The sequence below is a fragment of the Streptomyces sp. IBSBF 3136 genome, assembly GCF_036815105.1.
Classification (GTDB): Bacteria; Actinomycetota; Actinomycetes; order Streptomycetales; family Streptomycetaceae; genus Streptomyces.
Genome location: NZ_JAJSZC010000075.1, coordinates 21,838 through 32,814, shown reverse-complemented (window position 1 = coordinate 32,814; position 10,977 = coordinate 21,838). Strand labels below are relative to the sequence as shown.

The following is a 10,977-nucleotide window of genomic DNA, read 5'->3' as shown; positions in this document are numbered from 1 at the left end:
CATATCTGGCGTTGATTTTTGGCACGCTGTTGAGTTCTCAAGGAACGGTCGCTTCCTTTGTACTCACCCTCTCGGGCTTTCCTCCGGGCGCTTCCCTTCGGTCTTGCGTTTCCGACTCTATCAGATCTTTTCTCGACCCGATTTCCTCGGCGCTTTCCAGGTTTCCGCTCTCGCGTTTCCCTTTCCGGCGGTTCCGACTTTATCAGAAGTTCTGAGCCGGATTTCCCACCCGGTCCGGGGAACCGTGGTCCAGCGCTTGAGGCACTGGGGTTCCCGCTCGGGCGGAGACGTAAACGTACTGGAGCGGGGCGCCCCGATGCAAATCGAGGCGCCCCGCTCCCAGTTCGCGCTGACGAGGGGTCAGACCTCCACGACGACCGGGAGGATCATCGGCCTGCGGCGGTAGGTGTCGGAGACCCACTTGCCGAGGGTGCGGCGGATGAGTTGCTGGAGCTGGTGGGGCTCCACGACGCCGTCCTGCGCGGACCGCTCGAGTACTTCGGTGATCTTCGGCAGGACGGCCGCGAAGGCCGAGTCCTCGATACCGGAGCCGCGGGCCTGCACGTGCGGGCCCCCGGTGATCTTGCCGGTGGAGGAGTCCACGACCACGAAGACCGAGATGATGCCCTCGTCGCCGAGGATCCTGCGGTCCTTCAGGGCCGGCTCGCCGACGTCACCGACGGAGAGTCCGTCGACGTAGACGTACCCCGCCTGGACCTTGCCCGAGATCTTCGCCTTGCCCTCGACCAGGTCGACCACGACGCCGTCCTCGGCGATGACGATCCGGTCGTGCGGTACACCCGTCAGGGCACCCAGCTCGGCGTTGGCGCGCAGGTGACGCCATTCGCCGTGGACCGGCATCAGGTTCTTCGGGCGGCAGATGTTGTAGAAGTACAGCAGCTCGCCCGCGGAGGCGTGGCCGGAGACGTGCACCTTGGCGTTGCCCTTGTGGACGACGTCGGCGCCCCAGCGGGTCAGGCCGTTGATCACGCGGTAGACCGCGTTCTCGTTGCCCGGGATGAGGGACGAGGCCAGGATGACCGTGTCGCCGTCGACGATGCGGATCTGGTGATCGCGGTTGGCCATGCGGGACAGGGCCGCCATCGGCTCGCCCTGGGAACCCGTGCAGACCAGGACCACCTCGTGGTCGGGCAGGTCGTCCAGCGTCTTGACGTCCACCACCAGGCCCGGCGGGACCTTCAGGTAGCCGAGGTCCCGGGCGATGCCCATGTTGCGGACCATGGAACGGCCGACGAAGGCGACCCTGCGGCCTTGCTCGTGCGCGGCGTCCAGGATCTGCTGGATGCGGTGGACGTGGCTGGCGAAGCTCGCCACGATGATCCGCTTGCGGGCGCCCGCGAATACCTGGCGCAGGACGTTGGAGATGTCCCGCTCGGGCGGGACGAAGCCCGGCACCTCGGCGTTGGTCGAATCGGCGAGCAGGAGGTCGATGCTTTCCTCGCTCAGCCGTGCGAACGCGTGCAGGTCGGTGAGGCGGCGGTCCAGCGGGAGCTGGTCCATCTTGAAGTCGCCGGTGTGCACCACCATGCCGGCGGGGGTGCGGATGGCGACCGCCAGGGCGTCCGGGATGGAGTGGTTGACCGCGATGAACTCGCAGTCGAAGGGGCCGACGCGCTCGCGGTTCCCCTCCGCCACCTCCAAGGTGTACGGCCGGATCCGGTGCTCCTGGAGCTTGGCCTCGATGAGGGCCAGCGTCAGCTTGGAGCCGATCAGCGGGATGTCCGGCTTCTCGCGGAGCAGGAAGGGCACACCGCCGATGTGGTCCTCGTGGCCGTGCGTGAGGACGATGCCTTCGATGTCGTCGAGGCGGTCCCGGATGGACGAGAAGTCCGGCAGGATCAGGTCGATTCCGGGCTGCTCCTCCTCGGGGAAGAGCACTCCGCAGTCGACGATCAGCAGACGGCCGCCGTACTCGAAGACCGTCATGTTCCGGCCGATCTCGCCGAGACCGCCGAGCGGGGTGACCCGCAGGCCGCCCTCCGGGAGCGGCGGGGGCGAGCCGAGTTCAGGATGCGGATGACTCAAAAGACTCTCCTCACCACGCACGCCACGTACCGGTAGGGCACGTGGCGCGCGTGACGTTCGTGCAGAAGCAGTTGTCGTTGTGGGATGCGGACACCGGTGGCCTGCGTATGCGGTTGTTGTTCAGTTGTGAAGCCCGGGTGGTGCTAAGTCTGTTGTCAGAGCTGTACCCCGCCGGCGGCAAGATCGATCTTGAGCTGGGCGATCTCCTCGGTCGAGCACTCGACCATGGGGGCGCGCAGCGGTCCGGCGGGCAGGCCCTGGAGGGCGAGTGCCGCCTTGGTGGTCATGACGCCCTGGGTGCGGAACATGCCCGTGTAGACCGGGAGCAGCTTCTGATGGATCTCGGTGGCCTTGACGACGTCGCCCGAGGTGTACGCGTCGACGAGGGCGCGCAGGTCGGGGGTGACGAGGTGGCCGACGACCGACACGAAGCCGACGGCGCCCACGGACAGCAGCGGCAGGTTCAGCATGTCGTCGCCGGAGTACCAGGCGAGGCCGGACTGGGCGATGGCCCAGCTCGCGCGGCCGAGGTCGCCCTTGGCGTCCTTGTTGGCGACGATCCGCGGGTGTTCGGCGAGGCGGACGAGCGTCTCGGTGTTGATCGGGACGCCGCTGCGGCCGGGGATGTCGTAGAGCATGACCGGCAGGCCGGTGGTGTCCGCGACGGCCGTGAAGTGCCGGTACAGGCCCTCTTGCGGGGGCTTGTTGTAGTACGGCGTGACGACCAGCAGGCCGTGTGCGCCGGCGCGCTCGGCCTCGCGGGCCAGCTCGACGCTGTGGTGGGTGTCGTTGGTGCCGACTCCTGCCACGACGTGGGCGCGGTCGCCGACCGCTTCGACCACGGCTCGTACCAGGTCCGATTTCTCCGCGTCGCTGGTGGTGGGGGACTCGCCGGTGGTGCCGTTGACGATCAGGCCGTCGTTGCCTGCGTCCACCAGGTGGGCGGCGAGCCGCTGCGCGCCGTCGAGGTCGAGTGCGCCGTCCGCCGTGAAGGGCGTGACCATGGCGGTGAGGACCCGCCCGAAGGGGGTCTGCGGAGTCGAGGTCGGAGCCATGGGTAACACGCTACTCGGTGCTCAATGCGTGGTCTGCCCTCGGGGTGCCGGGAAAGTCAGGACAAATATGGAGCCCGGCACTGCCTGCTCGGGGGTTCAAGCAGTGCCGGGTCCGTTTGATCAGGCTAGATGAACTTCTCTAAATGCCGCAATACGGACACTTCGCCAGGCTGACCCGTACATCCGTTCCGCGTGGGCGGAACGGGCTTCGTCAGGGGGCCACCCGGCCGTTGCCGTTGAAGGCGGCGTAGGTGAGCGGCATGAGCCGGGCCCATTCCGCCTCCATCTTCTCGCCGACCATCTCGATCTCCCGCTGCGGGAAGGACGGCACCTTGGCCAGCTCGTGCTGGGTACGCAGGCCGAGGAAGTGCATCAGCGAGCGGGCGTTGCAGGTGGCGTACATCGAGGAGAAGAGACCCACCGGCAGGACCGAGCGGGCGACCTCACGGGCCACACCCTCGGCGAGGAGTTTCTGGTAAGCCGCGTACGCCTGCTCGTAGGACTCCTCCAGGGTGCCGCGCACGGCCTCGTGCTGGGCCGGGCTGCCCTCGACGAAGACGTACTTGCCCGGACGGCCCTCCTGCACGAGCTTGCGGGAGGTGTCGGGGACGTAGAAGACCGGCTCCAGCTCCCGGTAGCGGCCCGACTCCTCGTTGTAGGACCAGCCGACCCGGTGCCGCATGAACTCGCGGAACACGAAGATCGGGGCGCTGATGAAGAAGGTCATCGAGTTGTGCTCGAACGGGCTGCCGTGCCGGTCCCGCATCAGGTAGTTGATCAGCCCTTTGGAGCGCTCGGGGTCCTTCTTCAGCTCGTCCAGGGACTGCTCGCCGAGCGTGGAGACGCGGGCGGCGAAGAGGACGTCGGCATCCGAAGCGCTGGACTTCACGAGTTCGACGGTGACGTCACTGCGCAGGGTGAGCGACTCGGGGGTGGTCACGGGGGTCCTTCCCATCACTTCTTCAGGTTCGCGCCCACTGTACGGGGCACCCCTGACAGTCCCGGACAGTGACCTCGCCCCGCATTTTTTCGGACATGGGCACCTTTTGTGTCACTCGAGCGTCTGTACCGGTGAGGTCCGCACATTCGGTCCCGAGAGGAGACGTACCACCATGTTCCGTAGGCGTGAGCCCGTGCCCTTCGCCTTCCTGGCCGAGGCGGACAGGTTCCGCAGCAACGTCGCTCCCCCGCCCCGCCGGCGGGCTTCCCTGGGCGAGATGGCCGGGCGCTGGCTGCTGGGGCTCACCATCGTCGCCGGACTCGTCGGCTCGGTCCTCCTCGGCACGCCCGCGCTGTCCACGCCGTCCGGCACGTCGGCCCCGCGGTCCCAGGCGTCACAGGGGCACTGACCCTTCCGGCCACCCACGGGTGGTGGGCGGTAACGCGGACGGATAGCCTCACCGGGCACAGCCCCAGCAAGGATTGAGTGAGGACCAGCCGTGCCCCTGCCCTTCCTGACGGCCGACCGGAGCTTCGAGGCGGCATCCGAGAGCCCGCTGCCGTACGACGACCGCGATCGCTGGCGGCGCCCCTACCGGCCCGGGCCCTGGCGGGTGGCCGGAGCGGCGCTCGGGCTGCTGCTCTCCTCGTTCGTCCTGTTCGGAGCGGTCCTCATCGCGCTGACCGGTTCGGTCTCCGACGCCGGCGCGGTCCTCGTCGTGGCGCTGGCCGTCATCGCGTCCGCGCTGCGGCTGCTGCGCATGGGCGTGTGGGTGAGCGCGCGCGGGCTGCGCCACGTCGGCTTCCTGCTGACGCGCACGGTGCCCTGGCAGCGGGTGGTCTCGGTGCGCACGGCCCAGCAGCCGGTGCGCTGGCTGGGGCTGCCGCGCACGGTGCAGGGGCAGGCCCTGACGCTCGTGCGCAAGGACCGGTCCCCCGACGAGACCGCTCCCCTGATGACCACGCACGGTCTGGACTTCCTGAGCCGTCCCGCCGCCTTCGACCGGGCCGCGGACACGGTGGAGGCGTGGGCGGCGGAGTACCGGCACGGCTGACCTTCGCACCGCATGCGTGAAGGGGCCGGTCCGCAGTGGTGCGGACCGGCCCCTTCACCGTGTGTGCCTCCTGGCGCCTGGCACCGTGTGTGTGTGCCGGGCCGCCGGTACGGCTCAGACCTGGACGGGCTTGCCGTCGTGCAGCGCGATGGCCCGCTGCATGGCCTTGCGGGCGCGCGGGGTGTCCCGGGCGTCGTGGTAGGCGACGGCGAGCCGGAACCAGCTGCGCCAGTCGTCCGGTGCCGCCTCCGTCTCGGCCCTGCGCCTGGCGAACACCTCGTCGGCCGAATCGCGGTCGATGCGGCCGGCCGGGGTGCGCTTCAGCTCGTCGACGGGCAGGCCGCCCTCGGCGTCGAGCTCGGCGGCGAGTTGGTTGGCCCTGCGGACGAACTGGGTGTTCTTCCACAGGAACCACAGCCCGATGACCGGCAGGACGAGCACCGCGACCCCGAAGGTGACGGTGACGACCGTGCCGGACTGGATGAGCATCACGCCCCGGCTGCCGACCAGGACGAAGTAGAACAGCAGAACGGCGGCCGTGACGAGGTATGTGATCTTCGCGCGCATGACGTCTTCTGGTTCGGCTCGGGTCTCAGCTCAGGTCCAGGAAGTGTTCCAGGCCGAAGGTCAGGCCCGGAGTCGACACCACCCGGCGGGCGCCGAGCAGGATGCCCGGCATGAAGCTGCTGTGGTGCAGGGAGTCGTGGCGGACGGTGAGAGTCTCGCCCTCGCCGCCGAGCAGCACCTCCTGGTGGGCCAGGAGGCCGCGCAGGCGGACGGCGTGGACGGGGACGCCGTCCACGTCGGCGCCGCGGGCGCCGTCCAGGGCCGTGGCGGTGGCGTCCGGCGCCGGGGCCGTGCCGGCCCGGCGGCGGGCCTCGGCGATGAGCTGGGCCGTGCGCGTGGCGGTCCCGGACGGGGCGTCCACCTTGTTGGGGTGGTGCAGCTCGACGACCTCGACCGACTCGAAGTACGGCGCGGCGATCTGCGCGAACTTCATGGTCAGCACGGCGCCGATGGAGAAGTTCGGCGCGATCAGCACGCCGGTCTCCGGGGACCCGTCGAGCCAGCCCCTGAGCCGCGCGAGGCGCTCGTCGGTCCAGCCCGTCGTACCGACGACCGCGTGGATGCCGTGGCGCACGCAGAAGTCGAGGTTGTCCATGACCGACGCCGGGGTGGTCAGCTCGACGACCACCTGGGCGCCGGTCTCCGTCAGGGTCTCCAGCTTGTCGCCGCGGCCGAGGGCGGCGACCAGCTCCATGTCCTCGGCGGCCTCGACCGCCCGTACCGCCTCGGACCCGATCCGGCCCTTGGCACCGAGGACCGCCACGCGCAGCTTGCTCATCTCTTGCTTCCTTAGACCGGAGGGGGTTCCGAAGGGGGTTACCGGGGTCAGGCGACCGCGTCGTGCAGCCGCGCGGCCTGCTTGTCCTTCAGCGGGCCGATGACCGACAGCGAGGGGCGCTGTCCCAGGACGTCACGGGCGACCGACCGGACCTCGTCGGGGGTGACCGCGGCTATCCGGGCCAGCATGTCGTCGACGGACATCTGCTCGCCCCAGCACAGCTCACTCTTGCCGATACGGTTCATCAGCGCGCCGGTGTCCTCGAGGCCCAGGACGGTGGAGCCCTGGAGCTGGCCGATCGCGCGGCCGATCTCGTCGTCGGACAGCCCTTCGGCGGCGACCTGGTCGAGTTCGTCCCGGCAGATCCTCAGCACGTCGTGGACCTGGCTCGGGCGGCAGCCCGCGTACACGCCGAACAGGCCGCAGTCGGCGAAGCCCGAGGTGTACGAGTACACGCTGTACGCCAGGCCGCGCTTCTCCCGGACCTCCTGGAAGAGGCGGGAGGACATGCCGCCGCCGAGGGCGGTGTTGAGCACGCCCATGGCCCAGCGGCGGTCGTCGGTGCGGGCCAGGCCGGGCATGCCGAGGACGACATGCGCCTGCTCGGTCTTACGGCCGAGCAGTTCGACCTTGCCGGCCGTGCGCAGCCGGCGGCTGCCGTCACGCGGGGCGATGGGCAGCGCCTCCGGGTTCCCGAGGGCGCCGGCCTTCTCGAAGGCCGCGCGGACCTGCCGTACGACCTTGTTGTGGTCGATGTTGCCCGCGCAGGCCACGACGAGGTGCGTCGGGTCGTAGTGCTTGCGGTAGAAGCGGCGGATGCGGTCGGCGGTGAGCGCGTTGACCGTGTCGACCGTGCCGAGGACCGGGCGGCCGAGGGCGTTGTCACCGAACATCGTGTGCGCGAACAGGTCGTGCACGCAGTCGCCCGGGTCGTCCTCGGTCATGGCGATCTCTTCGAGGATCGCGCCGCGCTCGACGTTGACGTCCTCTTCGAGGATGAGCGAGCCGGTCAGCATGTCGCAGACGACGTCGATGGCGAGCGGCAGGTCGGTGTCGAGCACGCGCGCGTAGTAGCACGTGTACTCCTTGGCCGTGAAGGCGTTCATCTCGCCGCCGACCGCGTCGAGGGCGGAGGAGATGTCCAGCGCCGACCTGCGGCCGGTGCCCTTGAAGAGCAGGTGCTCCAGGTAGTGCGTGGCACCGTTCAGCGAGGGGGTCTCGTCGCGGGAGCCCACGTGCGCCCAGATGCCGAAGGTCGCGGAGCGGACCGAGGGCAGTGTCTCGGTGACGATGCGCAGGCCGCCCGGGAGGGTGGTCTTGCGGACCGTGCCGATGCCGTTGGTTCCCTTGATGAGGGTTTGGGTACGGGCGACGGCCCGCGCCTCGGTGGAGGTGCGGGCCGTCGCCTTGGAGCTACGGGACGTCACTGCTCGGCGTCGTCCTTCTTCGTCTCGTCGGAGCCTTCCTCGCCCTCGATCACGGGGATGAGGGAGAGCTTGCCGCGGGAGTCGATCTCGGCGATCTCGACCTGGACCTTGTGGCCCACACCGAGCACGTCCTCGACGTTCTCCACGCGCTTGCCGCCGGCGAGCTTGCGGATCTGCGAGATGTGCAGCAGACCGTCCTTGCCGGGCAGCAGGGAGACGAACGCACCGAAGGTGGTCGTCTTCACGACCGTGCCCAGGTAGCGCTCGCCGACCTCGGGCATCGTCGGGTTGGCGATGCCGTTGATCGTGGCACGGGCGGCCTCGGCGGCCGGGCCGTCGGCGGCACCGATGTAGATGGTGCCGTCGTCCTCGATCGTGATCTCGGCGCCGGTGTCCTCCTGGATCTGGTTGATCATCTTGCCCTTGGGGCCGATGACCTCACCGATCTTGTCCACCGGGATCTTGACGGTGATGATCCGCGGGGCGTTCGGGGACATCTCGTCCGGCGTGTCGATCGCTTCCATCATCACGTCGAGGATGTGGAGGCGGGCGTCACGGGCCTGCTTCAGGGCGGCGGCCAGGACGGAGGCCGGGATGCCGTCCAGCTTGGTGTCGAGCTGGAGGGCGGTCACGAACTCCTTGGTGCCGGCGACCTTGAAGTCCATGTCGCCGAAGGCGTCCTCCGCACCGAGGATGTCGGTGAGGGTGACGTAGTGCGTCTCGCCCTCGATCTCCTGGGAGATGAGGCCCATGGCGATACCGGCGACGGGGGCCTTCAGCGGCACACCGGCGTTCAGCAGCGACATGGTGGAGGCGCACACCGAGCCCATGGACGTCGAGCCGTTGGAGCTCAGCGCCTCGGAGACCTGGCGGATCGCGTAGGGGAACTCCTCGCGCGTCGGCAGGACCGGCACGAGGGCGCGCTCGGCGAGGGCGCCGTGGCCGATCTCGCGGCGCTTCGGGGAGCCGACGCGGCCGGTCTCACCGGTGGAGTACGGCGGGAAGTTGTAGTTGTGCATGTAGCGCTTGCGGGTCACCGGGGAGAGGGTGTCCAGCTGCTGCTCCATGCGGAGCATGTTGAGGGTGGTGACGCCCAGGATCTGGGTCTCGCCACGCTCGAACACCGCGGAGCCGTGCACGCGCGGGATGGCCTCGACCTCGGCGGCCAGGGTGCGGATGTCGGTGACACCGCGGCCGTCGATGCGCTTCTTCTCCTTGATGACGCGCTCACGGACCAGGGTCTTGGTCAGCGAGCGGTACGCGGCGGAGATCTCCTTCTCGCGGCCCTCGAACTCCGGCAGGAGCTTCTCGGCGGCCAGGCCCTTGACGCGGTCCAGCTCGGCCTCGCGCTCCTGCTTGCCGGCGATGGTGAGCGCCTGGGCGAGCTCGGGCTTGACGGCGGCCGTCAGGGCCTCGAGGACGTCGTCCTGGTAGTCCAGGAAGATCGGGAACTCGGCGGTCGGCTTGGCGGCCTTCGACGCGAGGTCGGCCTGGGCCTTGCACAGGACCTTGATGAAGGGCTTCGCGGCCTCGAGACCGGCGGCGACGACCTCCTCGGTCGGCGCCTCGGAGCCGCCCTCGACCAGCTTGATGGTCTTGTCGGTGGCCTCGGCCTCGACCATCATGATCGCGACGTCGCCGTCCTCCAGGACGCGGCCGGCGACCACCATGTCGAAGACGGCGTCCTCGAGCTCGGTGTGCGTCGGGAAGGCGACCCACTGACCGCGGATCAGCGCGACGCGGACGCCGCCGATCGGGCCGGAGAAGGGCAGGCCGGCCAGCTGCGTCGACGCGGACGCGGCGTTGATCGCCACGACGTCGTACAGGTGGTCGGGGTTGAGCGCCATGATCGTGGCGACGACCTGGATCTCGTTGCGCAGGCCCTTCTTGAAGGACGGGCGCAGCGGGCGGTCGATGAGGCGGCAGGTGAGGATGGCGTCCTCGGAGGGGCGGCCCTCACGGCGGAAGAAGCTGCCGGGGATCTTGCCGGCGGCGTACATCCGCTCCTCGACGTCCACCGTCAGGGGGAAGAAGTCGAGCTGGTCCTTGGGGTTCTTGGAGGCGGTGGTGGCCGACAGCACCATGGTGTCGTCGTCCAGGTACGCCACGGCGGAGCCGGCGGCCTGCTTGGCCAGGCGGCCCGTCTCGAAGCGGATGGTGCGGGTGCCGAACGCGCCGTTGTCGATGACGGCCTCGGCGTAGTGGGTCTCGTTCTCCACTATGGTTTTCTCCGTTACTTGTCGTCTTTCGTCCCTCGGCTGCCCGTGTGGCAGGGGGACGGTGGCGGAGAAGCGCTCCGTGCGGTGCGGGCCGGTCTTCGATCGAAGCACCCGGGGCTCGCTTCCCCCCGGGGGCCACTACCGAGGACCGGCGGCGGCTAGGCGCGCTTCTCCCTTTCGTTGTCGTGCTGTGTCGTCTGTAATGCGTTGTGCTACCACACTACAAAGCGTCGGTGACACTCCGCACGTTTCCCCACGTACGGCAAAGGGAGCGGTCCCCAGTCCTACCGGGAACCGCTCCCTTCACGGCGTCTTACTTGGCGCCCGCCGCACCGCGGCGGATGCCCAGGCGGTCGACCAGCGCACGGAAGCGCTGGATGTCCTTCTTCGCCAGGTACTGCAGCAGGCGACGGCGCTGACCGACCAGGATCAGCAGACCACGGCGGGAGTGGTGGTCGTGCTTGTGCGTCTTCAGGTGCTCCGTCAGGTCGGAGATGCGACGCGACAGCATGGCGACCTGGACCTCGGGGGAGCCGGTGTCGCCCTCCTTGGTACCGAACTCGGTGATGATCTGCTTCTTCGTAGCGGCGTCGAGCGACACGCTTACTCCTCATAGTCTGTAAGTGCCATCGAGTGCCCCCGGTCCACTTCTCGGGGGAGCTTCCACGACTCGAAAGGCGGGGATCCGCTGGGCGCGGCCTCCAGAACCCTCGGGGTCTCCGGAAGTGCGTACACAAACGGCCGTCGACCAGCGTACCAGGCGGACACGGCCGTCTTCACCGGCGTTCCGGAACGGCCGTGGCCGGCGGTGGGCGGCCACTAGGGTGAGCGCGCTGATCGTACGTACATCGGGACCGCCGGATCACGTGATCACGGCGGGAGGAGCCGGAC

11 protein-coding genes are annotated in these 10,977 nt (G+C 69.1%); 3 read left to right on the top strand and 8 right to left on the bottom strand.

Going from position 1 to position 10,977, the window contains the following annotated elements; genetic code table 11:
• Positions 1-215 (top strand): hypothetical protein (locus V7E45_RS18205; protein WP_333775226.1); only part of this gene is annotated, 215 nt, incomplete at its 5' end.
• 145 nt (positions 216-360) lie between these two features.
• Here the strand turns inward: V7E45_RS18205 and V7E45_RS18200 are convergent.
• The 3 genes from V7E45_RS18200 to thyX form a co-directional block, all read right to left on the bottom strand.
• Positions 361-2,046 carry a ribonuclease J gene (locus tag V7E45_RS18200; RefSeq protein ID WP_333775225.1) on the bottom strand — a complete coding sequence of 562 codons (1,686 nt, stop codon included), beginning with the start codon at positions 2,044-2,046 and terminating at the stop codon, positions 361-363.
• A gap of 155 nt (positions 2,047-2,201) precedes the next feature.
• Positions 2,202-3,101 (bottom strand): 4-hydroxy-tetrahydrodipicolinate synthase, encoded by a 900-nt coding sequence (dapA, locus tag V7E45_RS18195; RefSeq protein WP_333775224.1) that lies wholly within the window; start codon positions 3,099-3,101, stop codon positions 2,202-2,204.
• A 211-nt stretch (positions 3,102-3,312) separates the two neighbouring features.
• The gene (thyX, locus tag V7E45_RS18190; protein WP_333775223.1) at positions 3,313-4,056 is read right to left on the bottom strand and encodes an FAD-dependent thymidylate synthase; all 744 of its coding nucleotides are present in this window, start codon (positions 4,054-4,056) and stop codon (positions 3,313-3,315) included.
• A 157-nt stretch (positions 4,057-4,213) separates the two neighbouring features.
• Between thyX and V7E45_RS18185 the strand changes: the two genes are divergently transcribed.
• Both V7E45_RS18185 and V7E45_RS18180 read left to right on the top strand, forming a co-directional pair.
• Positions 4,214-4,450: a hypothetical protein gene (locus V7E45_RS18185; RefSeq protein ID WP_333775222.1), complete on the top strand. Its 237-nt coding sequence runs from the start codon at positions 4,214-4,216 to the stop codon at positions 4,448-4,450.
• A gap of 90 nt (positions 4,451-4,540) precedes the next feature.
• Positions 4,541-5,095 carry a hypothetical protein gene (locus V7E45_RS18180; RefSeq protein WP_333775221.1) on the top strand — a complete coding sequence of 185 codons (555 nt, stop codon included), beginning with the start codon at positions 4,541-4,543 and terminating at the stop codon, positions 5,093-5,095.
• Between the two features lie 114 nt (positions 5,096-5,209).
• On the opposite strand, the gene V7E45_RS18175 is transcribed toward V7E45_RS18180, so the two are convergent.
• From V7E45_RS18175 to rpsO, 5 genes are all read right to left on the bottom strand, one after another.
• Positions 5,210-5,662 carry a hypothetical protein gene (locus tag V7E45_RS18175; protein WP_333775220.1) on the bottom strand — a complete coding sequence of 151 codons (453 nt, stop codon included), beginning with the start codon at positions 5,660-5,662 and terminating at the stop codon, positions 5,210-5,212.
• Positions 5,663-5,687: 25 nt separating this feature from the next.
• Positions 5,688-6,440: a 4-hydroxy-tetrahydrodipicolinate reductase gene (gene dapB / locus V7E45_RS18170; protein WP_333775219.1), complete on the bottom strand. Its 753-nt coding sequence runs from the start codon at positions 6,438-6,440 to the stop codon at positions 5,688-5,690.
• 47 nt (positions 6,441-6,487) lie between these two features.
• Positions 6,488-7,867, bottom strand: coding sequence for a M16 family metallopeptidase (locus tag V7E45_RS18165; protein WP_333775218.1), 1,380 nt, complete (start codon positions 7,865-7,867; stop codon positions 6,488-6,490).
• Entirely contained in the window at positions 7,864-10,086 is a 2,223-nt protein-coding gene (locus V7E45_RS18160; protein ID WP_333775217.1) for a polyribonucleotide nucleotidyltransferase, read from the bottom strand. Before V7E45_RS18160 ends, V7E45_RS18165 begins: the two co-directional genes overlap by 4 nt.
• A gap of 313 nt (positions 10,087-10,399) precedes the next feature.
• Complete coding sequence (gene rpsO, locus V7E45_RS18155) at positions 10,400-10,687, bottom strand: 30S ribosomal protein S15 (RefSeq protein ID WP_005479656.1); 288 nt, start codon at positions 10,685-10,687, stop codon at positions 10,400-10,402.
• Positions 10,688-10,977 lie beyond the last annotated feature (290 nt).